Annotated in this window: 16 protein-coding genes; 6 read left to right on the forward strand and 10 right to left on the reverse strand. The window is 52.8% G+C overall.

Going from position 1 to position 23,682, the window contains the following annotated elements; translation table 11 throughout:
- Window positions 1–196: 196 nt before the first annotated feature.
- From ACH50O_RS12815 to ACH50O_RS12825, 3 genes are all read right to left on the reverse strand, one after another.
- Window positions 197–1,795 carry a SulP family inorganic anion transporter gene (locus tag ACH50O_RS12815; protein WP_446808183.1) on the reverse strand — a complete coding sequence of 533 codons (1,599 nt, stop codon included), beginning with the start codon at window positions 1,793–1,795 and terminating at the stop codon, window positions 197–199.
- 30 nt (window positions 1,796–1,825) lie between these two features.
- On the reverse strand, window positions 1,826–2,458 hold the full coding sequence (locus ACH50O_RS12820) for a carbonic anhydrase (RefSeq protein WP_446808184.1): 633 nt from the start codon (window positions 2,456–2,458) through the stop codon (window positions 1,826–1,828).
- Between the two features lie 286 nt (window positions 2,459–2,744).
- Entirely contained in the window at window positions 2,745–3,440 is a 696-nt protein-coding gene (locus ACH50O_RS12825; RefSeq protein WP_446808185.1) for an SDR family oxidoreductase, read from the reverse strand.
- 46 nt (window positions 3,441–3,486) lie between these two features.
- On the opposite strand from ACH50O_RS12825, the gene ACH50O_RS12830 reads away from it, so the two are divergent.
- Window positions 3,487–3,825, forward strand: a complete 339-nt coding sequence (locus tag ACH50O_RS12830) for a KTSC domain-containing protein (protein WP_446808186.1) — start codon at window positions 3,487–3,489, stop codon at window positions 3,823–3,825.
- 649 nt (window positions 3,826–4,474) lie between these two features.
- Here the strand turns inward: ACH50O_RS12830 and ACH50O_RS12835 are convergent.
- From ACH50O_RS12835 to gcvT, 4 genes are all read right to left on the reverse strand, one after another.
- Window positions 4,475–4,720, reverse strand: a complete 246-nt coding sequence (locus ACH50O_RS12835) for a hypothetical protein (protein ID WP_446808187.1) — start codon at window positions 4,718–4,720, stop codon at window positions 4,475–4,477.
- A 62-nt stretch (window positions 4,721–4,782) separates the two neighbouring features.
- Window positions 4,783–6,177, reverse strand: a complete 1,395-nt coding sequence (locus tag ACH50O_RS12840; protein WP_446812143.1) for an exonuclease domain-containing protein — start codon at window positions 6,175–6,177, stop codon at window positions 4,783–4,785.
- Complete coding sequence (gene gcvP / locus ACH50O_RS12845) at window positions 6,174–9,083, reverse strand: aminomethyl-transferring glycine dehydrogenase (protein ID WP_446808188.1); 2,910 nt, start codon at window positions 9,081–9,083, stop codon at window positions 6,174–6,176. Before gcvP ends, ACH50O_RS12840 begins: the two co-directional genes overlap by 4 nt.
- A gap of 4 nt (window positions 9,084–9,087) precedes the next feature.
- Window positions 9,088–10,185 carry a glycine cleavage system aminomethyltransferase GcvT gene (gcvT, locus tag ACH50O_RS12850; protein WP_446808189.1) on the reverse strand — a complete coding sequence of 366 codons (1,098 nt, stop codon included), beginning with the start codon at window positions 10,183–10,185 and terminating at the stop codon, window positions 9,088–9,090.
- 310 nt (window positions 10,186–10,495) lie between these two features.
- On the opposite strand from gcvT, the gene ACH50O_RS12855 reads away from it, so the two are divergent.
- On the forward strand, window positions 10,496–10,771 hold the full coding sequence (locus tag ACH50O_RS12855) for a hypothetical protein (RefSeq protein ID WP_446808190.1): 276 nt from the start codon (window positions 10,496–10,498) through the stop codon (window positions 10,769–10,771).
- An 18-nt stretch (window positions 10,772–10,789) separates the two neighbouring features.
- Complete coding sequence (locus ACH50O_RS12860; RefSeq protein WP_446808191.1) at window positions 10,790–11,164, forward strand: DUF7079 family protein; 375 nt, start codon at window positions 10,790–10,792, stop codon at window positions 11,162–11,164.
- A 7-nt stretch (window positions 11,165–11,171) separates the two neighbouring features.
- Here the strand turns inward: ACH50O_RS12860 and ACH50O_RS12865 are convergent, their stop codons facing one another.
- The 3 genes from ACH50O_RS12865 to ACH50O_RS12875 form a co-directional block, all read right to left on the reverse strand.
- Complete coding sequence (locus ACH50O_RS12865) at window positions 11,172–14,780, reverse strand: hypothetical protein (RefSeq protein ID WP_446808192.1); 3,609 nt, start codon at window positions 14,778–14,780, stop codon at window positions 11,172–11,174.
- 334 nt (window positions 14,781–15,114) lie between these two features.
- Window positions 15,115–16,758: a SulP family inorganic anion transporter gene (locus tag ACH50O_RS12870; RefSeq protein WP_446808193.1), complete on the reverse strand. Its 1,644-nt coding sequence runs from the start codon at window positions 16,756–16,758 to the stop codon at window positions 15,115–15,117.
- A 19-nt stretch (window positions 16,759–16,777) separates the two neighbouring features.
- A complete protein-coding gene (locus tag ACH50O_RS12875; RefSeq protein WP_446808194.1) occupies window positions 16,778–17,977 on the reverse strand; it encodes a DUF2252 domain-containing protein in 1,200 nt (399 codons plus the stop codon).
- 245 nt (window positions 17,978–18,222) lie between these two features.
- Here ACH50O_RS12875 and ACH50O_RS12880 point away from each other — a divergent pair, with 245 nt between their 5' ends.
- From ACH50O_RS12880 to ACH50O_RS12890, 3 genes are all read left to right on the forward strand, one after another.
- Window positions 18,223–19,716, forward strand: coding sequence for a hypothetical protein (locus ACH50O_RS12880; protein ID WP_446808195.1), 1,494 nt, complete (start codon window positions 18,223–18,225; stop codon window positions 19,714–19,716).
- A 719-nt stretch (window positions 19,717–20,435) separates the two neighbouring features.
- The gene (locus ACH50O_RS12885; protein ID WP_446808196.1) at window positions 20,436–22,226 is read left to right on the forward strand and encodes a helix-turn-helix transcriptional regulator; all 1,791 of its coding nucleotides are present in this window, start codon (window positions 20,436–20,438) and stop codon (window positions 22,224–22,226) included.
- A gap of 1,174 nt (window positions 22,227–23,400) precedes the next feature.
- A complete protein-coding gene (locus ACH50O_RS12890; protein WP_446808197.1) occupies window positions 23,401–23,631 on the forward strand; it encodes a hypothetical protein in 231 nt (76 codons plus the stop codon).
- The last annotated feature ends 51 nt before the right edge of the window (window positions 23,632–23,682 follow it).

The following is a 23,682-nucleotide window of genomic DNA, read 5'->3' on the forward strand; positions in this document are numbered from 1 at the left end:
CATTTGGGTGGACTGCGAGAGCGCCTAGCAATAGCCTGCTGCAGCTGCCGGCATATCGCCAAGCGCATCAAAGATGGAACGCGGCCACTCCCAATCCGAAAGCCATTCAGACCGAGAAGGCCGCACGTTAATTGCGGATGAGGGGTTTGCAGATCCTATTCCGCAAACCCGGCATCTCAATCCGGCGGGCCAACCATCAGGCTAGACTGGCGGCGCCCACCAGCTTGGGAGGCATCAGCTCTTGATATGTCACACCAGGCAAACCCAGATTGAATCCATGCAGTTCCACATCGATATTCCGTTCCGGCGCCGCTTGCAGGAAATCGCTCAGTGTCTCCAAAATATCTAGGTCGATAAACAGGGCTTTACCGCCGTCGATAATCAATTCGCTATCGTCGGCAATACTGCCCAGATAATTGCGCAGCAAGGCTTTATTTAAAAAAGACACATCCTTGTGCAGCCTCAGCAAATAGTTGGACCCATGCTGGGTAAGGGTGATAGCGGCATGAAAGTTGGCCCGCAATACAAAAAAAATGCCGCATGCCATGCCTATCGCAATGCCTTCCAACAAATCGGTAAATAGAATGGAGAACACCGTGATCACGAAGGGCACAAACTGATTCAGGCCTTTTTTATAGAACTCAAAAAACATGGCCGGTTTGGCCAATTTATAACCGGTTTGCAACAAAATCGCCGCCAGACAGGCCAATGGAATCATGTTTAGAATATGGGCGAAAAACAGTACGCTGATCAGCAACAGCACCCCGTGGAAAAAGCAGGACAAGCGGGTTTGACCGCCGGCATTGATGTTAGCCGAACTGCGCACAATCACGGCCGTGATCGGCAAGCCGCCCATCAAGCCGCTAAGCAGATTGCCCAGGCCTTGGGCTTTCAACTCGCGATTGGTGGGCGAAACGCGTTTATGCGGATCCAGCTTATCCACCGCTTCGACGCTTAACAAGGTCTCCAGGCTGGCGATGATGGCCAGGGTCAACGCAATACTATAAATCTTGGGATTGCCTAGGTAACTGAAATCGGGCAAGCGCAACTGGTTGACGAAATTACTGGTAGAACCAAGCTCCGGTAATGACACCAGATACTTGACACCAATCGACCATTCCGGCGCGGCGGCCAATGCCCAGTTATTGAAAGCTACCCCCCAAATCACCGCCAATAGTGGTCCTGGAATCATCCGCAATGCGTTAAATTGTTTGATGAAAGCGCTTTCCCAAAAAATAAGGATCAACAAGGCCACGCAAGCCACCAGAGTCGCTCCCGGCGAAATGCCGTGCAAGGACTGGGTAAACTCAATAAAGCTGGACCCGGCGGTTTCCGGCATATAACTCTCATCGGCCGCGTAGCCTTCATCGTAACCGGTAGCATGCGGGGTTTGTTTGATAATCAGGATCATGCCGATAGCGGCCAACATGCCTTTGATCACTGCGGTTGGGAAAAACGCGGCGATGACCCCTGCCCTAATGCAGCCGAAGATTATTTGAAGAATCCCGGCAAACATCAGGCTTAATAAAAATGCCTTGAAATTGCCCAGGGTTTCGATGGCGTTGAACACGATCACTGTCAGGCCGGCGGCCGGTCCAGATACACTAAGCTGAGAGCCGCTGCACCAAGCCACGACGATACCGCCCAGCATGCCGGCGATTACCCCGGCAAACAAGGGCGCGCCGGAAGCCAAGGCCACCCCCAGACACAAAGGCAGGGCCACCAGGAACACCACAATGCTGGCCGAAATATCCTGACGAAAATGTTTCAAGTAGAAACTAAATTGATTTTTCATAGACGGTCTCCATGCGGATAACTGGGAGCCTTAATGGGCGTATTGGTAGATGTCGTGAATCGGCGCCGTGTCGTCGATGTGTATCAGTTCATTCAGTAAGCCGTCGTGCAAACCGTATACCCAGCCGCGCAGACTGATTTTTTGGCCGGACATCCAGGCCGATTGCACGACGGAGGTGTGCGCCAGACGCTGTACTTGTTCGATCACATTCCATTCGATCAATCTGTCGACTTTGTTTTCGGGCTGTAAATCATCCAGTTCCGCTTGATGCAAACGATAAATTTCCTTGATGTGCGTCAACCACTTGTTGGCGATGGCCAGGTCAGCACGCTGCGGACGCAAGGCAGCTTCCACTCCGCCGCAGCCGTAATGGCCGCAGACAATCACATGTTTCACTTTCAACGCGTTAATCGCATATTGCAGCACGCTAAGGCCGTTGAAATCGGTGGTGATCACCTGATTGGCTATGTTGCGATGCACGAATATTTCGCCGGGTTGGGCGTGGACGATAGTATCGACCGGCACGCGGCTGTCGGAGCAGCCTATCCATAGAAACTCCGGATGCTGCTCCTTGGCCATATTCACAAAATAATCGGGCTGTTTACCGGTTATGGCTTCCGACCAGGCTTTGTTTTCCAGCAGTAACTTATTGGGAGTCTGCATAAACCCCTCCTCTTGTGTCGTTGCAATTTATTCGATGCGATTCTTAGACGCCGCACTTGAGCAACCGGTATAAACAAACTTCTTCCCGGCGCGTCTTAATAATAGCGAATCGAAATTTTTTCGCAAGCAATAAAGTTTCGAATCGCTACTTATGTCGCTAGTAATAGATAGTGCCAGAGGGAAGCAAAATGCAGTTTAAGCGCGCACTATCTACCCTGAGCAATCAGTGCGCGGAAACTTAGGCGGGATCAATCAAAAATGCGACAAACGTATACCTGTCAATGGTTTACCAAGGCAACGCCGAGCCGTCGTACTTAACAAACCGGCCGGTATCGGCCAAGTTAAACTTGTCGATCACATTGCGCATACCGGATACGCTTTCCTGAACATCGATCAAACCGTTCGGTCCGCCCATATCGGTGCGGACCCAACCCGGGTGTAAAATCAACACCCCGACCGCTGCAGGCCGCAAATCGATGGACAGGCTTTTCAGCGCCGCATTCAGGCCGGCTTTACTCGAACGATACAGAATGCTTCCGCCGCTGGTATTGTCGGTCATACTGCCCATCAAACTGCTCAAGGCCACGATCAAGCGCTTGTCGCTGCGCTGCACCTGCGGCAAGAAAGCTTCCGCCAACTTCAACGGGGCCATCACATTGACCGCCAATACGCCGGCCCAGGTTTGGTAATCCAGTTGCCCGAAGCCGCGCCCGGCTTGATCGCCGTAAACGCCGGCATTGTTCAGCAACACATCGATTTTGCGACCCACCAGCTTTTGGGCCAACGCGTCGATTTGGCTCAAATCGGCGACATCCAAGGTTTGAATTTCGATATTGGCATAGCGGCCGGCTAGCGCTTGCAGTTGTTCGGCTTGGCCCGGCCGCCGACAAGCGGCAATCACCTGATCGCCGGCCGCTGCGTACTGCCGGCAAAACTCAAGACCCAGGCCGCGATTGGCGCCAGTGATTAACAGGGTTTGCATTGTCATCCTCCTTAAAAATCCAGTCGAAAAAAGAAATTACGGTAAGTTGCTGTTACTCGGCGGCAGCTGTCAGACCGGCGAACAGATACTATTCGCAAGCAACGCCGCCAGCGCCTGCCGGGAACTATTTCCATTTTGCCATGCCTCACCCGCACTGTTTAGAGGCATCCTCTGGGAGGTCACCATGCAAATGCAAGCCATCAAATCCAGCACCATTGATGTCGTCGGCTACGACGAACAAACCCACAAAATGCGAGTCACATTCAAGGATCAGCCGGCCCAAGATTTCTGCCACGTACCGGAACAGCTGTACAACCAGTTTCTAAACGCCCGCTCCAAAAGCCGCTTCTACAAGCGCCACTTGAAAAACGCATTTCCCTGCTAGAACGCTGGATTCCGCGGAGACGCAAGACCTTGCGTCTCTGTCATGCCTTTCCATCCCAAACATTACGTCTCACCAAAAACGTTCCCAACGGTGAATCTGTAAAAAATAAACTCGGCCAAACATAGCCATTCATTTTGCACAGACTTCCAAAGCGTCCGCTCGGTTTACCGGTGACCGCGAAGGCATATTAAACAGTCCCGGCGGCATGTAAAAATCCCAGGAAGGCGTATCCCAATATCCCGAACGCACCTTCGCCAACCAGGAAGGCATGGCCAATAGGTTCGAGAGTGCGGCGAAAACAGCCGAAGACACCGCCGGACGCCTGGGAGATGCCCCCCGGATAGTTTTATACGCCAGCGGCTTTGGTTTATATCCGGCCGCCGTTATTTTATAGACCAAAACGGAGACGGGACGCGGCAACAGGCCGGAATAATGCGCAAGATCAGGGTGTGGAAGGCCTTAAGTTGTAATAGGAATGACGCCAATAGACGAAACCATAATACGTCATAAGGAATCGATTAACATTCGGCACATCACACTATTGCCCTACACGTGCTTCGATACTTTGGCATTGCTAAAGATTATGCCAATTTGGTGGATGGCGCTTCGCTTATCCACCCTACGGCCCTGGCTCGTTTCGTCTTGCAAGTTATTTTTTTAATTTGGTCAGCCCAACTATCATTGCGCGAATGATAGTGCCTAGAACTAAACCAACGGCAAAAACAATAATAATGGCGCCGATTCCTGCTGCCCCTCCGGGCCCCCCGCGTCCTATGTCAAAAAAAAGTAATATTTGAACAATAAAAAACATAGCAATTATGGATACCAATAAAGACCGCCACCCAAACACAGCAAGCCCAATTCCGATAAACACCATTAGTAAAAAAATAGTCACAACAGAATCCTATTTTTTAGCTGCCTTTCAATTAGGAAAGTGTTAACAGAGGAATTTAGTCATCAACCAGCCATTTCCAATGTTCGCGGCAACACCACAACATCAACCTTTTGCAACGACTTGCTAAGCAACATGTAAGTATCCCGATCAAACGCCGGAACGCCGGCCTGCAACAGTTCTGCGATCTCCACTTCGTTTTTGGCCGTACCCAAGTAACACCAGCGGTCGATCACATGCAATTCCTCGCCTTCGCGCACGCCAATCGCCCCCGGATAAGGCCAGACGGCTAGCTTGAGTTTTTGCATCGCGATCATCAGCCGCGCGGCATGTGCCAAAGGCTGCTCTTTGCCCACGCAAGCACCCCGGCATTTTTTCAATTGATGCGCAAAACACGGCCGGCCGGCGGCGGTTTTCTCCAGACTCAAGACGCTCAGACACAGGCCGTGCTGTTCGGCGACGCCGCGCAAGGCTTTTTGGGCGTCGCGTTGGCTGTGGTACAAGCCGTAGAGATTGTCCTGGGCGCCGAAATCCAATTCGCCGGCCCAGCTAAGTACCGGCTTCAGCTGTTCGCCCTGTTGTTGCAACTGCCAGGCGCACAGGGCGTTTTTGCGGCGCAGGCGCTGATTGTGGACCGGTGTTTTTTCCTTGATCAAGCGCGCTTCCAGCAATAGCGCACCCAACTCGCCGGCGGTTTCGATCCAGTCGATGCGCCGCAGTTGCTGGGCCAGACTCATTTCCTTATTGTTCTTATGATCGGCACCGAAATGCGCCAATACCCGGTTACGAATATTCACGCTTTTACCAATGTACAACGGTAAGTCGTTTTCACCGTAAAACAGGTACACACCAGGCGCTTCCGGTAAATCGTGAATCAGTAAGGGATCGATATTGGACGGCAGGCTGGAGCGACCCACCAAGCGCTGCACGGCAGCATCGACTGTTTCGTCGGAAAATTGTTCGTAGGCCTGGGTCCAAAATTGATGAATCAATTGCGCGTCGGCCAACGCCCGGTGCCGGTCTTTGGCCCGCAAACCGTGGCGTTCGATCAGGCTGTCCAGGTTATGCCGGTGGAAGTGCGGATACAAAGCCCGCGACAGTTTGACGGTGCATAGCACTTGCGGCCGAAATGTCATGCCCACCCGGCTAAACTCGTTCTTCAAAAAGCCGTAATCGAAGCGGGCGTTGTGAGCGATAAACAAGCGCCCTTCCAGCAATTCCGCCACTTCGCCGGCTACTTGCGCAAAGCTGGGTGCCTCGGCGACCATCTCGTTGCTGATGCCGGTCAATTGTTCGATAAACAGCGGAATGCGGATTTGCGGATGCACTAACTGATTCCATTCGCGCACCCCGTCTTCGTCGACTAAGACGATGCCGATTTCAGTGATACGGTCTTTGGTGGCTGAAGCGCCGGTGGTTTCCAGATCGACAAAGGCTAAGGCTTGCGGGCAGGCGTTCAGGAGATCCCCTCAATGGGCTCGGCCCAATCGGTCGGGCAACTGCACATGATGTTGCGGTCGCCATAAACGTTATCGATACGCCCTACTGGCGGCCAATATTTATCGTCGTGCTGATGGCTGTCCGGGAAGAAAGCTTTTTGCCGGGAATACGGCAGCGTCCATTCCTCCAACAGCAGCCGATGCGTGTGCGGCGCATTGTGCAGTACGTTGTTATGGGTGTCGGCCAGGCCGTCTTCGATCTCTTTAATCTCCTCACGAATCGCAATCAAAGCTGCGCAGAAACGGTCGATCTCGGTTTTATTCTCGCTTTCGGTCGGTTCTATCATCAAAGTGTCGGCCACCGGAAACGACACGGTCGGGGCGTGGAAACCGTAATCGATCAAACGTTTGGCAATGTCTTCGACCGTGACATTGGCGGATTTGCGGAACTGATGGCAATCGATGATGCATTCGTGCGCCACCCAGCCGTTGGCATCGGTGTACAGAACCGGGTAATGCGGCGCCAGCCGGCGGGCGATGTAATTGGCGTTCATGATCGCCGCCAAGGTGGCTCGACGCAGACCGGTCGCGCCCATCATCGCAATATAAGCCCAGGAAATCGTCAAGATGCTGGCCGAGCCCCATGGCGCCGCCGATACGGTGCCGACCGTGCCGTGTTCGCCCTTGGCCGGGTTAACACCTTCCACCAACGGATGATCCGGCAAGTAGGGCGCCAGATGCGCGCCCACACCTATAGGCCCGACTCCGGGACCGCCGCCGCCGTGCGGGATGCAAAAAGTCTTATGCAAATTCAAATGCGCGACGTCCGCGCCGATCTTGCCGGGCCGGCTGATACCGACCAAGGCATTGAAATTGGCGCCGTCCATATACACTTGGCCGCCATGTTGATGAACGATGTCGCAGATCTCGCGGAAGGCTTGTTCGTAAACGCCGTGGGTGGACGGGTAAGTAATCATCAGCGCCGCCAGCGTGTCCCGATACTGCTCGGCTTTGGCGCGCAAATCGTCGACACTGACATTGCCTTGTTCGTCGCAAGCCACCACCACCACGGTCAAGCCGGCCAAGGCTGCGCTGGCCGGATTGGTGCCGTGCGCGGACGCCGGAATCAGGCAAATATTGCGTTGCCCCTGGCCGTTAACCTGATGATATTTGCGAATCACCAGCAGACCGGTATATTCGCCTTGCGAGCCGGCATTGGGTTGCAGGGAAAACGCATCGAAGCCGGTTAAATCGCAGAGCATGTCTTCCAGCTCCGCGAATAATTGCTGATAACCTTGCGCCTGATACAACGGCACGAACGGATGCATGGAATTGAATTCGTAGAACGAGATCGCCTGCATTTCGGTGGCGGCGTTCAGTTTCATCGTGCATGAGCCTAGCGGGATCATCGCCCTATCCAAAGCAATATCGCGCCGCGCCAGCCGGCGCATGTAGCGCATCATCTCGGTTTCCGAGTGATACAGACTAAACACCGGATTTTGCAGGATCGCATCGTCGCGCAACAGCGCATCCGGTATGCATTCGTTCAGCGTCGCATCCAGCGCGCCAATATCCGGCAACTCGGCGATGGGCGAGGCAAACACCTGCCACAGGGTTCGTAAATGCTCGCGGGTGGTGGTTTCGTCCAGGGAAATACCCAAGGTGTCGGCATCGATAATCCGCAGATTGATATTCACATCAACCGCCTGTGCGGCGATGCGGCGGGCGCGATTCGGCAGGCTGACCACGACGGTATCGAAATAGCACCGACTCAGCACTTGATGGCCGCTTTGCGCCAGACCCGCAGCCAGAATCTGTGCGTAGCGATGCACCCTGCCGGCAATCATCCGCAGGCCTTCTGCCCCATGATAAATCGCGTAAAAACCGGCGATCACCGCCAACAACACCTGCGAAGTACAGATATTGCTGGTGGCCTTGTCGCGGCGAATGTGCTGCTCGCGGGTCTGCAAGGCCATCCGCAAGGCGATTTGGCCGTGACTATCCTTGGAAACGCCGATCAAGCGGCCCGGCATCGAACGCTTAAACTCGTCGCGGGTGGCAAAAAAAGCCGCATGCGGACCGCCGTAACCCATCGGCACCCCAAAACGCTGGGCGCTACCCACAGCGATGTCGGCATCGAAAGCAGCAGGCGGTTTTAGTAACACCAAACTCAGCAAATCGGCGGCTACCGTGACCAGTGCTTGCTTGTCATGGGCAATCGCGGTCGCCTCGGTTAGATCACGGATTTCGCCGCTGGAACCGGGGTATTGCAGAATCAAGGCGAAGAAATCGTGTTGCGCTAGATTATAGAACGGATCGGCGACCACCACTTCATAGCCCAAGGAACCGGCCCGAGTTTGCACCACCGCGATGGTTTGCGGATGGCAGTCTTTATCAATCAATACTGTGTTGGAGAGGCTTTTGGCTAGGCGCCGTGACATGGTCATGGCTTCCGCCGCCGCGGTCGCCTCGTCCAACAGCGAAGCGTTGGCGATTTCCATGCCGGTCAGATCGATGACCATTTGTTGAAAATTCAGCAAAGCCTCCAGCCGCCCCTGCCCGACTTCGGCTTGATAGGGCGTGTAGGCGGTATACCAGCCGGGATTTTCCAGCACGTTACGTTTGATCACCGCCGGCATAATGGTGTCGTAGTAACCCATGCCTATCATCGACACCAGTACCTTGTTACGCTCGCGCATCTTGCGCAGGTATTTGATCACCGCGCGTTCACTGATGGTGCCGGTAAGTTTCAGCGGTTCGTGATTCAGAATATTGGCCGGAATGACTTGGCCGACAATATCTTCCAGGTCGTTCAAGCCCAACTCGGCCAACATTTCCCGAGTCTGTTGCGGGTTGGGACCGATATGGCGCTGAATAAAATTACCGCGCATTTCCAGTTGGTCGAGACGAGGGCGTTTGGCAGGCATGGGCTTATTTTCTCAAGTAGCGGTGGGGAACGAAAGGTAACGGACTGACCGTGACGCTGATCGGCGAGTTCCGCACCATAGCGGCTAATTTCGTGCCGAGTCCAGCAAACCGGCGATCCAGCAACGCCATCGCCACCGGACGATTCAGACTGGGGGAAAAACTACCGCTGGTCACAGTGCCGACTTGTTGATCTTGATGAACTATCTCGCAGCCTTCCCGTACTGGAATTCTGCCGTCAACCAGCAAACCGACGCGCACTCGCTTCGCGCCATCTTGCCGTTGCGCCATAATTTTTTCCGCGCCGGGAAAATCGCTGTGGCCTTTTTTGAATATCCATTGCAAGCCCGCCTCTATCGGCGTAATCGTCTCGTTGAGTTCATGACCGTAAAGACAAAGGCCGGCTTCCAGCCGCAAGGTATCCCGCGCCCCCAGGCCTATCGGTTCGACACCGTCTTCCGCCAACAGCAAACGCGCGATGCGTTCCGCTTCGGCTTGCGGCAGGGAAATCTCAAAACCGTCTTCGCCACTGTAGCCGCTACGGCTGATAAGGCATGCGGTCCCGGCAATCTCGGCCGCACAAGCCTGCATGAATCTTAGTCCGCCAGCCTCCGCCGCAAACTTGACCATCACCGCCGCCGCGCCCGGTCCTTGCAACGCAAACAAGGCTAAATCGTTTAACTCCTCGAACTGGCAATCCAGTGGTAACTGGCTGCGCAGATAGGCAAAATCCTTGTCCTTGCATCCGGCATTGACGATCAGGGATAAGCCCGTTTCGATGCGGGTAACGATAATGTCGTCGATCACTCCGCCTCCGGCATTGGTCAACACCGTGTATTTCTGCCCGCCCAGCTTTAAATCGACGATGCCGCCGGGCGTGAGTTTTTCCAAGGCCTCTGCTGCGTGTTCGCCTGATACTCTGCACTGGCCCATGTGCGAAATATCGAAAAAACCGGTCCGACTGCGGCAGTGTAAATGCTCGCGAATAATGCCGTTTTTATACTGCACCGGCATTTGATAGCCGGCAAACGTGGTCATCTTGGCGCCCAATTGCAGATGTAAATCGTACAAAGGCGTTTGCTTTGAACTAGTCACTGTGACCATCCTGAGTTGTTTAGCAATTTTATAAGTCTAGACCCGGGGCCTAGCCAATCCAAGCGATTTTGCATTACTGCCGCAAGCCGGGGCATTTGGCAATTTTCCGCACATCCACGTGCCAATTGGATTTTCTTAGCGCGGTAAAGTTTGGTCATAATCCTATCGGCTATTACAATCGGCCGGATGCCGCGACGGCAAGTCGCGCTGAAAACCAAATCGCATTCAATTTTTCGCATTTCGGTCAGATTTCGATTGGCGGCTATTTAAGAAAGCAACTTTTAATAAAACTGGATACGCGACACCTTTGAAATATCGCATGCCGGACATAACGCCATTCGCTCAAGGCTTTACCAATCGCTTATTTTCACCAGCCTATCTCAGGTGGCTAGGCAATATGAGCTACTCGTATTACTTAATCCACGGCTTGTGCTTAAAAGCATTATTTATGGCCTTACCGAAAATCTTACCGGCCAGCCACGGAGGCGACTTGATATTCTGGATTTTGATCTTGCCCAGCTTTGTTTTGACTTTATTGCCGGCAACCGCATTATTTTATTGGGTAGAAAAACCGTTTTCCTTGCAACGAAAATAATAAATAACCAAATCCGCCATGCTACCCCCCAACCAAGATATTACCGCCAGACAGCCGATATGGGATGCGATGCAAATGCTTTGGATGGATGTAGATCCGGACTACGAAATCCCGGGCATCGCCAAAATCTGCGCTCAATCCGAGTACTCGCTGTCCGAGCTACAGGCCATCTTCCTGAACGAAGTGCGGCCGGCGGTATCGTTTAACCTGCGCTATACCGTTACGCCGGAGTGGAAGGGCTTTAATCTGGACTGGCTAACCGGAAGGATACTCGCCACCCACAAATTCGGGAAACCACTACCCTCGAGATGGTTCCACCGTCATGTTTACAAAAGCTGGAAGAGTCTGGAAATAGCGATTAAGCTGGAACGAACTGCCGATAGCGAGGGATAAACCGGCATCAGTCCCGCACTAAACCCCGATAATCCGAACCTAACAGCACGTACACCGGACTGGCGGATATAGCCACACTCGCTTTGCCGGCGGCATCTACCGGTAACTCGCGGACCAGCCCGACCACGTCCACCACCACCCAGGTTTTTTTCGGGTCCAACTGCAGCGTCAAACTGCCGCTGGTTTCGTCGCTACGCCAAATCATGAAGGTATCGCCAAAATAGGCGGCCTGAATATTGTCGTCCTTAGTCTCGACAGCACGGTACGGCAGCCCGTCGATCAAGGCCCCAGCGGTATAAAGCGCAGCCTCGCCGGGTTTATGGCCCAGCGCGTAATCCCAGATTCGGCCGTAAGCCAGATCGTATTCGTGCGCAATGCAAAACCCCACCCCCAGATAATCCGGCCGGCTGTTGACCCAAGCGACGATTTTGGCCGCCTGCTCCGCCTGCCAGCGCCGGCCGTTATAGCCGTGCATGGCCTTGGCGCCGGTCTCGCCCAACCAGAACGGCAATTTGTTGCTTCGGCCCAGGCTGGCATAAGCCGCCAATACGCCGCGTTCGTCTTCGTTAACGCCGTTGCCGATGGCGCCGCCGAAACGCGGCGCTTGTTGCGGATAGGCATGCACGTCCCAGGCATCCTGATAATTATCCAAACCCAGTTGCAATACCTGCTTGAACCAATCGCCCTCGCCCGGCCTGACCAGACTGCCGCCGACGTAATGCGCATCGCCGCGTGCTTGATGCGCCTGCCGGTATTCCCATTGCGCCCGCTCGACCCAGTGTGCCGGCGCGCGCAGCTTTTGCCAGTCCGCTTCGTGACGAATGTCTATCTCGTTAGTGGCTTTGAAATAGCGAGTGTAAGTAGCGGCAGCATTGACAAAGCTTTGTCCGTCGTTCGGCTCGTCGTTCAGCCAGTTGCTATCGCCGGACGAGTCGGCAAACAATTCTAAGCCGCGCTGTTTGGCTTGCTCCCAGAGCGGCCGATACTGCGCATCGAAGCCCGGATAGCCGCCGTAACTTCTAAAAATCCCCATACGTTCCAGCCAATCGAAATATCCGCCCGCCCGTCTAAAGCTTTTATCGCCATCGGCCAGCGCGTAATAATCATTGTTCCAGAGCTTTTTCCGCGCCAACCGTTTTTTTTGGGCGATGTTGCCGCCAACCACGGAAAAGCCGTCTGCCGGATAATGCGCAATCAAGCGGCCGTCTTTTGCATACAAAGACGGATAAACCGCGTAATACCCCGGCTCCGATAGCTTGCCGAAATCCACTTCGATTCGGCCGGGAAAAGTACCGCTAATTTCTCGTGCGGCGACCTGTTTGCCGCTGTAATCCACCAAGCGCAAACGTAATGTTGCCGGGAATCTTAATAGTGGAACCGGCAGTGCGGTTTCCTCCAAAATCGGCTGCCAGCGTAAATCCACTTTTAACTTCACCGTATCGCCAGGATGCGGCAGATTGGCCGGTGCATCCACGAACATCAACGGCCGCAATTTGGCGGCAATGTCTTGCAACGCCAAATCCGCACTAGGATCGGCAACTTGCGTCTTCAGATTATCCACCGGCCGCCCAGCCGGATCGGTGAATAAACCGGAGAAATAAAAACGCTGCCCTTGCTCGTGTTGCATCACCAGTTTAAGCAGCAGGCTATGCCAGCCTGGCGTCAAATTCAGCGCCGCCACCTGCGGCGGCTCCGTGCGCTCCGCTGCCGCCGTTGCCGGCAAACCTTCCGTGGTCAGGCCCTGCAATAGGACCTTAGTCCGGTCGCCGACAGACTTAACAAATCCCGCCAACGGTTTTGGATCGTCGCTAAAGCTAAACGTCTGCCCATCCAACCAGCCTGCGGATTTAATACCGGATTGGGTTAGATGCAACAAAACGGATGTCGATTGGTCGGCATACAGATAAAGCTGGACATAGCCGCTGCCGCGCGACCAGCCGTAAGCATGCGAAGTGCTGGCTTCAATATCGGCAGTACCCTCGGCCTGGGTCGGCGCAACCCGCCAACCGCGCATTGTTCCGCCCATCATTTCCAGGCTGAGGTAAGGCTGTTCCGGATTGGGCCGCAGCACGGTTTCCGTATCCAAGCCAAACACCGACATCCCGGCCGGGCCGTCTTGCAAACCGCCGACCAGCCAAGCCTGTGGTACACCATTGTTCAGCGGTGTTGGTCGTACGAGAGCTACCGGAGCTGGTTTCGGCATTGTGCCGAATTTGCCGGGATCGGCCAAAAACTTGATCACATCCATTTCCTGCGCGGGCTTGCTCAGGACACCGAGCACGGTGAAACGATCGTCGGTAATGACCGCCGCCGGCAAGGTCTCGATACTCAATTGCCGCGCCATCGTTTCGGCTTCCGGACCGATCAAATAAGTTACCGGCAAGCTTTCGTAAACAGGCCGCGTCGCATCCGCGGCCAAGCCGCGAAATAAAATCTCGGCGTTGTCGCCCTTGCCATCCAGCACATAAAGCCGTTGCTGCCCATTGGCGGCAGGTTTGGTCAAAGCCAAAAACCGGTTTCTGGCCCGAGCCTGCTCGGCAGTCATCCAGTCCGCCAACGGCGTATCCAGCTTTAATAGAAAAGCATCGAATACCTTGGCGCCGTCGGCCTTACCGCTGTTCTCTATCGTCAGCCGGCGGTCGCCCGGTAACAGCGTGACGGTAGCGGCGGCCGGCAACCATTGATATGCCCACGGCGTAGTATTGGTCAACGAAAACTCGGCGCGGACGGCCAATTCCTCGGGTTTGGCACCGGCCTTAACGATAAAGTGTTGTTTAACCTGGGACACCTCGCCGCCGCTTTTGTAGCGGGCATGCAGCCGATATTGACCGGGCCGCAGCGTGGCCGGCAACTCAAAACTAAAGCGCCCGCCCCAATCGCCAAAACCCTGATGAAACAGCAGCGCTTCATCGTTCTCGAGCGCCAATGCCCCGGTATTCATGCCAGCCTCGGCCGTACCCACCACCGTCTCCCAATGCGCCGGCTTGGGTAAATCCAGCAAGGCCGGAGCCTTACCCAATTCCAATAACAACGCCGGCTGTTCGGCAGTGGCGACGACCGGTAACTCCGACCAAGCCGAGGCCAATAAAAACGCCTCGAATACTTTGGCGTCGTGTCCGGCGCCGCTATTGCGAACCTCCAGCACTCGGTCGCCGGCTTTTAACGCAATGGCTTCCGTGCTACCGATCCAGGCGGCTTCCCAGCCTTTGGGCGTGAGTTGCACATTACCGCGCGGTTCCAGATGCGTCGCATCCGGCCCGACCCAAACTTCGAAAGTCTGCCGACATACGGCAGGATCGCCGCCCTGCCGCCAGCGCGCCCAAAACCGAAAATTACCCGCGACAGTGTGAATTAAATTGAATCTAAAAGCCGCTCGCCATTGGCCGAATCCCGGATGCAATACATTGACCGATTCCGGATCGTTTTGCCAGCTCACGCCGGTTTGCGGTTCTTGCAGCACTTGGCCTTGAACGGATTCGACACCGCCCGCAACGCGATTTTGCGAAACGGAAGCACTGCCGAGCTGCAGCAGTAATGCCGGTTGTTGCGCTGTTGGATTGACGGGTAAACGGGTAGCTTCATTTAATCCAGCCGGACATGGGCTGGCGATAGCCATTGCCAGCAGGCCGGCAAAATGAAACGGATAACGGCCGGGAACAGCCGAAAGGGTATAACACTGGGATGCATCGCAAATCCTTGTCGGTTAGTCACACCCGAGGCTCGCCCCGAGTCCTACACATCCCTGTCCTGACTATGATAAATCAGCCGGCCAAAAATTTCCGCATTGACTCGGCTTTGGCGCATAAACCGTTCCGCACCCTATTAAGTCAATGCCTAACGTCTCGAATGTTTTTGATTGGCAAAAAATAGCCACCATGCTATTGAGGGCAAGCGGTTTTTACCACGACCATTCACCACATTCCGACTCGGATCCGTGGAAAAACTCGAGGCTAATTTCCTCCCCCTAGTTTTTCCGCGGCCATAACTGCGTCGTTGACGCTCCAGAATAACTTGTCTTGGAATTTATCCGCCGACCAATTTAGTAGTAAGTGACTGATAGGATCCTTTACCCGAGCCAGTAGCAATATCTTCTGCCGATGCTTGAGTTGGTCGACGAACTCCGATAAGCATTCGACCGTTGTGCTATCCAAATTCGCGGTTTCTTCAAGGCTGATAATCAGAAGCTGCACATCGTCACGCGCCAGTAAGCGTTTTAGCGACTCAGACAAAATACCTTCCACGCTGGCAAAAAACAGCGGTTCTTCAGGGCGAAGGATGAGTATATTGGGACGAACTTTAGAGTCCGGATGATTCTGCCGATCAACATAGTCTCGCGTATCATCCAGCTCCGCCAATTCCCTAACTAAAGGCAGGCTGAAAGCGCGCATTGCCGCCGCGAGCGATAAACCTATCGCAATCAACATGCCGTGCAGCACGCCAAAGGCCAGTACGGCGGCTACGGCGGCTATGGCCAGATACTGATCCCTATCCATTCGCCAAAGCCTGATTAAGGCCATTGGATTTAACGCATGACTTAAGGCATTGATAACGGCTGCCGCGACCAGTGTTTCGGGAATTTCCCCAATCCAATGTTGACCAAAAGTCGCCATGACCAATAAAACCACCGCAGCACAGACACCCGCCAGTTTGGTTTGCGCGCCAGCGGATTCATTGGCGGAACTGGCGGAAAAACCCGCCCCAACCGGCATGCCCTGCAGAAATCCGGAAAAAAGATTGGCTATTCCTAATGCTGAAAGCTCCCGATTAGGTTCCACCGCTTTACCGTGATTGAGTGACAAACTTCGAATACTACCCCACGATTCGGCCACCAGGATGACCATTAAACCAAAAGCCATCTCAGCTAACTGAAGCCATTGCTCCAAAGCAATGCCCGGCATGTTCAATTCGGGCATTTTTATAGAGACGGCACCGACGGTCGCCACCTGTAAATCACCGAGATTGAGGTGGTTGCTTAAGACAATGCCGGTTATCAAAACCAAAAAAGCGCCGGGAACGCTTGGCCAGTGTTTTAGGATTGCCAAAATAAGCAATGCACTGAAGCCAATCATTGCACTCCAAATCGACCAATCGTGCGTACGTCCCACTACTTCTAACAGCAGCGGAAGCGGCGCGGTGCCGCTCACCGAAATGCCCACTAACAGCGGTAGTTGTTTGATGATAATGGTGATCGCTAATGCAAATGAAAAGCCACGCAACACGGGTCTGGATACAAATGCCGAAAGGCGGCCTAATCCCGCTTTGGCAAAGATAATTAGGCCTATGCCGGTCAATATGACTAAAGCTGCGCCAAAACCAGCGGCGAGATGGCTATTACCGGGACGCAAGGACAGTACGACCGCCGCCAACAAAGCCGCGGCCGACGAAGTAGGCGCGACCACGGCAAACGGACTGCCGCCTAAACATGCGTAACCGATTAAACCGACAATCGCCCCGGTGACGGCTGCTTGAATCGGCAGATGGGCAATCCCCGCGTATGCCACTGCTTCCGGTAGCAAAATAAAGGCAACCGACAAACCGGCCACTAAATCCGCGATGAACACTTGTCTTCCAGACTGGATATTTCCAGATTTCACGGGCAAATCCTTATTAATGTCATTCAGGAAAACAAATAGAATCCGATTTAAACGTTAACCAATCCGACTGCACTTGGCGGCTATAGCCTTGTGCATAATCTAAAACAGCATCCTGCCAGTCTGTGCGCCGACCGAAGACTTGCCATTGATCGGCAGTCGCTGAACCGTGCCAACCGCTGTTGCGAATATGCAGCCAGGCGACGAGATGGGCCATCGCTACCACCACCTTTTCCAGGCGTTTGAATTTTCCATGCCAATGATCCAGTTTTAGCCGGTCTTGGGTCGGCATCAGTTCCTTAAGCAGATAGGAACGCTGACCGTCTTGGATGGCCGACAAAAACGCCGGTGCGATGGCTTGCCCTCGACGCTGCAACATCACAACGCGTTCCGCTTCATTTTTCCAAGCCGGTTGCGAAATTAATGAGTACGGTGCCAGAGCCGAACCCGGTTGGTATTTCAAATCCAATAGATAATTTTGCCGCGTACCTTTACCCTGAATAAGCACTACATAGCGTTCCAGACCAAGACTACCGAGACCTGCGATGCGGCGTGCCACATCCAGCACTTCAAAAAACGCAGGATTGGATTGGGTAGCGGCAAACTGGTCTATGATCGATTTGACCTTTTGCCGATCCGCCGGCGCTGCGGCTAAGGTTTTATGACCATCGATTTTTAATACCCGCTGATTGCCGCGCTTAAACGTCCGTTCATCCAATAAATCGGTGCGCGAACGATGCTTTAGATTTTTCAGCAAATCTCGAATCATGCCTGAAGCCGTCGAACGTTCGATCCAGCGGGCTTTGCAGACCTGGAGTTCCTGGCTATAGCACAACAGAAAACTCTTACATAACACTAACGCTTGGCTTTCCTTAATCTCCAAACTCTGTGCTGCGATCAATAAGCTACATAAAAATCGAGCCAAATCCCAGGTACAAGGAGCCAACAACGCTTCATCAAAATCGTTAATATCGAAATAGCTCAAGCGATTGTCGCCTCGGTAACTACCAAAGTTTTCCAAGTGCAAATCACCGCAAACCCAGGCCAACGGCGCATCGTTCAACATCGAGTGTTGCGGCCAATCCTGGTAGAACAGATGGGCCGTTCCGCGCAAAAAGGCAAAGCTATTTTGCCGCATGGCTTGATATTTCAGACGAAGACGCTCGGGGTCTCGTCCCTGATTGAAGACATCGATGCGTTGCCATAACGAAGTGCTGTTCATTCGTTTCTATCCTGAATAAAGATGGCAAATTGCCATGATGGGAAAACTTATGTTTCAGCCGACAAACAATAGTCCGAAACGATAACCTTTTATTCCTGCCGGCGTTAGTCCGATAAGCGGCGTTCCGTTTTCACAAGTGCCTGCTCTTAATTATCTTGTCATTTTCAGGCGCTAAGGTGGCGTTGAAAAGCTGTAACCGGCTTTCTTCTAAAGCAAATCCCTAAAAGCGCATTCCGAGAAATATCATGAATTTTAATGCCTCAACCAGCTTGATCACCGGCGCTGTTTTAACCGCTATTGGCCTGGCGGCAACTGTACCTTCCATTAGTTTTGCCGAACATCATCACTCTGTTTTACGTGCCGCTTTACCGAATGGCGCTATCGAACACATCCTGGTGATCGATCTTGAAAATGAAAATTACAACACCACCTTTGGCGCAAACTCGCCGGCGGTTTACCTGAATAAAACCCTGCTCAAACAAGGTGAGTTAATCGCCAATTACTATGGTACCAGCCACGTCAGTGCTGGGAACTATATCGCACAAGTATCCGGCCAGGGTCCGACGGTTGCCATCAACAACGACTGCTTAAATCTCGGCTCGCTGAGTAAACCGCCCTTGGTTGGTGGTTTTGAAGATGTATTGCCAGGTTTGGCGGCCGCGGATCAAGCCGCTTATCCCGGCCAAGTGGTAGGCGATGGCTGCGTGTTCCCCGCGCCAAGCGCTGATGCCGAAGGTGTGATCACCATTGGCGAGCAGTTGGATGCCAAATATGCACGCGATGAAAGGGAAAAGCATGATAAGGAGCACCGGAGCGAAATACGCCTTAAATTGAATTGGCGCTCCTATGCTGAAGATATGGGTAACGATCCGCTTAGGGATTACGGCACCCCCGACCCGCTGGGCGGAACGGCTTGCGCCCATCCGCCGATTGGCGGCGTCGATAACTCCAACGCCGCCGCGGCCGACGATCAGTACGCTACCCGGCATAATCCGTTTGTGTACTTCCATTCGGTGATCGACGATCAAAACCGCTGCGACAGTCACGTTGTACCGCTGGGTAAAGTGCAAGTCGGTAGCAACGGCGGCGCGGATCAGTTTAGCGGTCATTTATACGAAGATTTAAAGCGTGTAGAAACCACCCCTAAATTTATGTTCGTTTCGCCTAATCTCTGCAATGACGGTCATGATGCAACTTGCGTTGGCCCTAACGTGGAAGGCAGCAAAAATGCCGCCGGAAAAAATATCGGCGGACTGGCTGCCGCGGACTTATGGTTAAAACACTGGATGCCGTTGATCTTTAATTCCCCGGCCTACCGAAGCGGTAAGATGCTGGTGGTCCTGACGTTTGACGAATCGGGCTTAACCGATGCCTCCGCCTGCTCCGCAGCCGATCAAACAGACTGCGATGCGCCTAACGGCCCCAATGTCAGCAACTTCGGTTACAGCCAAGTGTTGGGCCTGTTTGGTCTCCAGCAGCCGCCTAAAACAGACAATGTCTATCCTGGCGGCGGCAAAATCGGTGCGGTAGTTTTCAATAAGCACTACATCAAACCCGGCAGCATCAATACCAGCGGAACTTACAATCATTTCTCGGCATTACGCAGCTACGAAGACTTACTCGGACTGCACGAAGGCGGCGATGACGGCCTGGGTCATCTCGGCTTTGCGTCGAAAGACGGTTTAATACCCTTCGGCCCGGACGTTTTCAATAACAAACATGAAGCTGGCCGGGATTAATCGGTTTAGCTGAATTGAGTCAATCCCAGCCTGACAGTGGCGGTTCTTTGCAAACGTCGCTGTCAGGACTCCGAGCTGCAACGACCAAGAAATTTTCTTGCCCGATCAAGCTTAGAGCTCGAATCACCGAGAAATTTTCTCCAACGTTTCAGTTCCAACCCGGAACATCGGAGTTATTTTGTCCAACGCTCGAGCTCCGAGCGGCAACGGCCAAGAAATTTTCTTGGATGTTCATGTTCCGAGCTCGATCGTTCAAGCTATTTTCTCCATCATTCCGCCTCAGAGCCTCATTATTCGAGCGCCGACTTAAAACGCTGGCGTTATTTTGTGCAACGGCCAAGAAAAAAGCTCGGTCTCTGCTGAAAATGACTAGAATAAATGGCGACCAGCCAAGAGCTGACCTTGATTTTTCCAAAACCATTGATCTTTAAAGGGCAGTTATCGATACTAATTTTTCGAGATCGGTGAACTCTCGGTTTCGGCCAAATTCAGAAATACCCTGCAAACAAAAGTCAATCATCCAAGGTTCGCTCGGTTGCTCTAAGCAGTCATATCCCAGAATATCCCTTCTTCGCGGGAACTCAATTCGTGATATCAGCGATATGAGGCGGCAAAATCCAGGCTCATGCGTTGAGCGACATTAGGAAGCAACTACTCGACACTCAAAAAGTATCGCCTTCTGTCACAATACACAATTATCCGCACGTCGAATCCGCTCTATGTTCGAAAATTCAATTCGCCAATCAGCCGTGATCTTGAATAGTGACTTTATCGCTATCGTAATCCTCAAGGACGGGCGTATCGTTTGGGCTAACGAGACCATGCATCGCATTTTCGGTTACGAGCCGAATGAATTGATTGGGCAAGCCACCCGAAACTTGTTTTTCGATCAAGAGAGCTACGAGGCATTCGACCGTGAGGCTCACTCCATCATCGCAGAATGCTCGAGCTATGGCGGAACTATTCCACAGAAACGTAAGAATGGCACAACGGGCTGGTACGAATTTAACCTTTCAAATCTATCCGGTTCCCCTGATGCGGTGGTTGGCGCCATTGTTGACAGAACCGCAAACTACCTGAATGTAGAGAGCGAGTCACGTTATCGGTCTGTCGTAGAAGACCAAACTGAGGTTATCAGCCGGTTTTTGCCGGACGGAACTTTTGTGTTCGTCAATGACGTCTTTTGCCGGCTATTCGGAAAATCCGCCGAGGAACTAATCGGTCATCGCTGGCATCCGGTTGCCCATCCCAATGACCTTTCCATGATCGAGGCCAGGCTGAGCAAGATGTCGCCGGATCACCCTGTCGTAACGATCGAGAACCGGGTGTTTGTCGCCGGGGATGAGTTACGCTGGATGCAATTCGTCAATAGGGGGTTTTACGAGGTTGACGGCACCCTCAAGGAAATTCAGGCAGTTGGTCGGGATATCACTTACCTCAAGCAAATCGAGTCAAACTTGCGAGAGAGCGAGGAAATGCTGCAACGTGCCCAGGTGGTAGGACGCATCGGCAGCTTCACGATGGGCAATGACACCCAAACTTTCGGAATCACCCAAGAGACGGCCCGACTGTTCGATCTTGACGATAAGAGGGTAACGACGTTTGCTGAATGGTTCTCTCGCGTACATGCCGACGACCAAGGCAAAGTCGAAACTGCTTGGCGAGCTGCTTTGCAGGGCGCGCCGTATGACATCACCTATCGCATTGAGGTGCAAGGCCAGATCCGTTGGATCCGGGCCCTGGCTGAACTGCAATTCGATGATCATGGAGAACTGACCAAAGCTGTTGGAACAGTACAAGATATCTCCTACTTCAAACAAGTCGAGTCAGACCTTCGCGAAAGCGATGAACGGCTCGAATTGGCGCTAAGGGGATCGGAACTGGTCTTGTGGGACTGGAACATTCCTGAACGTAAAGTTATGGCAGGAAATCGCTGGTTCGAATTGCTCGGCTATACGAACGAGGAACTCGGCGACGACGAAGATAACTGGATGACATTGATCCATCCCAATGACTTTGAACGTTTCAAACAGAAACAGTCATTGCATTTACAGGGTGAAACCGCCGGTTTCGAGATCGAACTCCGGTTAAGGCATAAACTTGGCCATTGGGTTTGGGTGGAATCAAAAGGCAAGATTACCCTCAGGGATAAAGACAACACGCCATTGCGCATGGTCGGCACGGTACTGGATATCACTCAACGCAAGCGCCTGAATGAAGAAGGCATGGATTTGCTAAAGCGGATTGAATCGCTCATACGCGAGAGTTCATTGCACTCGCCAGTCAAAGTAGAAGAAGGTAAAGCAGTTGATAGCCTGACGAAGCGGCAGAGGCAGATTCTCGGGATGATCGCTATCGGGATGACCTCGGCGGAAATCGGGAAGCAACTGCACCTGGCCACGCCGACGGTGATCTCTCATCGCCGCAATCTGATGGCAAAGCTAGATCTTCATAGCACGGCTGAAGTCACACGCTTTGCTATCGATCACGGTCTGCTTGCAACCAAATAGGACAACCAAACCCGTTAAATAATTATATTTGGCATATATGCACTAAATAATTGCCACAGAGTGGTGGTTCTTTTTTTGTTTCATTATCGTAGGCTGTACCTACTTTTATAGGGTTAGCCGCAATTTATTGATAATGAGAAAAATAGCCTTGGGCGGAAAGTGCCCGCTTACGCGATATTTGAAAGAAATATCGATGTCAGATGGAAGCACTCTAAAAGCTCAGTTCGCAGGCGTTTTGCTTTACGAACTCGACAATCCAAGTTTTCGGCAGTTACCCAACAATACATTTACTGAACAATTGGTGCAGCAGATTGCAGAGGACCGGCGGACTAATCTCTTTTCCGAATCGGTAGAGAAGTGTATTCATTGCCCTCAATCGGACAATTGCGAGGTGGGGGCGTTATTTCATGCTAGATAAGTACCCGACTCCAGCATAGCCAGCCTTTTGTGTGTGCAGACCAACGCCAATTGCATTAGCGAGGCCTTGGTATTCTAGGCTTCGGGTTTTGCGGTTTTACCTTTCTTTTTACAACCGCTACGCCGTTTGATCTGAATGGGTATGGATCAATAACAATGTAGAATGGCCGCTAATTGAAACACTGTAGAACTAGTCTTCAGATATTGAGGGAGGTGCGCTTGGAGTCGGTTTTACTCCTTCAATTCTGCCAGAGCAGTTTCGACAGCCCTAACGCATAGGGTAGCGAGCGCGCTATTCCTGCTCCGCAGGAAAGCAAGCGTTCGCCCCCTGTACAAGACTGCAGTTAGCCCGCGCCGGGGGCTTTTGAAGCACAATAGCCGCTTCGTTTGCATTTCCACGCCAGCGTTCATTTGCTTTGAGAATTTCCGTCAATGAAGATAGATCGATTATGCTGTAATTGCCTTCGGCGCATCCGCTACCCCCGCAATGATGGTTAATTACCAAATAGGGCTCCAATTGCCCTCTTGGTTCGCAACCGACAGACAGAAAATCGTTCTCCGCACTGTACTCAAATACTTTATGGCGGCCAGTTGCATACAACTCAACCCTAAAGTTTTGTAAGACAACATCGCCACCTTTCGTTCTGGCCGGAGAGACAACAATTCGCGTAGCGCCGCACTGAATGGAAGGAAGCGGGCTAGCGGCACCGTCCGCGAAGACGCAGGACGCGTTTAATACGACAATAATCGCGCTGAAATGCTTGATAAAACTCCGCAAGAAATATACTCCCAACGAATAAAAAATCCCGAAGTGGATGATATACGGTTTCCATTTTTCGATCGTCAGTTTTCTACAAAATTAGACCATCGAGAAAATATTTTGAACGGCAATTGGGTGGCGGTAGCGCTTGATCGATTAGCTATGAAGCTTCAATTGTTGTTTGTCCGCTCGGCTTGTTTCTATCGTTCCAAGCCATTGCGGATGTAAACCCAGCCCAACGTCGATATAGCCGGATCGACTCAGCCCTAAAGGCTTTCG

The organism is Methylomonas sp. 2BW1-5-20, assembly GCF_052474515.1.

Excerpts from the sequence above, each read along its gene's own strand:
- ACH50O_RS12820 (WP_446808184.1), bottom strand. The coding sequence starts at position 2,458 with ATGCAGACTCCCAATAAGTTACTGCTGGAAAACAAAGCCTGGTCGGAA.
- ACH50O_RS12875 (WP_446808194.1), bottom strand. The coding sequence starts at position 17,977 with ATGAACAGCACTTCGTTATGGCAACGCATCGATGTCTTCAATCAGGGA.
- ACH50O_RS12860 (WP_446808191.1), top strand. The coding sequence starts at position 10,790 with ATGCTACCCCCCAACCAAGATATTACCGCCAGACAGCCGATATGGGAT.
- gcvP (WP_446808188.1), bottom strand. The coding sequence starts at position 9,083 with ATGCCTGCCAAACGCCCTCGTCTCGACCAACTGGAAATGCGCGGTAAT.
- ACH50O_RS12865 (WP_446808192.1), bottom strand. The coding sequence starts at position 14,780 with ATGGCTATCGCCAGCCCATGTCCGGCTGGATTAAATGAAGCTACCCGT.
- ACH50O_RS12855 (WP_446808190.1), top strand. The coding sequence starts at position 10,496 with ATGCCGGACATAACGCCATTCGCTCAAGGCTTTACCAATCGCTTATTT.
- ACH50O_RS12880 (WP_446808195.1), top strand. The coding sequence starts at position 18,223 with ATGAATTTTAATGCCTCAACCAGCTTGATCACCGGCGCTGTTTTAACC.
- ACH50O_RS12890 (WP_446808197.1), top strand. The coding sequence starts at position 23,401 with ATGCTTGATAAAACTCCGCAAGAAATATACTCCCAACGAATAAAAAAT.
- ACH50O_RS12825 (WP_446808185.1), bottom strand. The coding sequence starts at position 3,440 with ATGCAAACCCTGTTAATCACTGGCGCCAATCGCGGCCTGGGTCTTGAG.
- ACH50O_RS12815 (WP_446808183.1), bottom strand. The coding sequence starts at position 1,795 with ATGAAAAATCAATTTAGTTTCTACTTGAAACATTTTCGTCAGGATATT.
- ACH50O_RS12885 (WP_446808196.1), top strand. The coding sequence starts at position 20,436 with ATGTTCGAAAATTCAATTCGCCAATCAGCCGTGATCTTGAATAGTGAC.
- gcvT (WP_446808189.1), bottom strand. The coding sequence starts at position 10,185 with ATGGTCACAGTGACTAGTTCAAAGCAAACGCCTTTGTACGATTTACAT.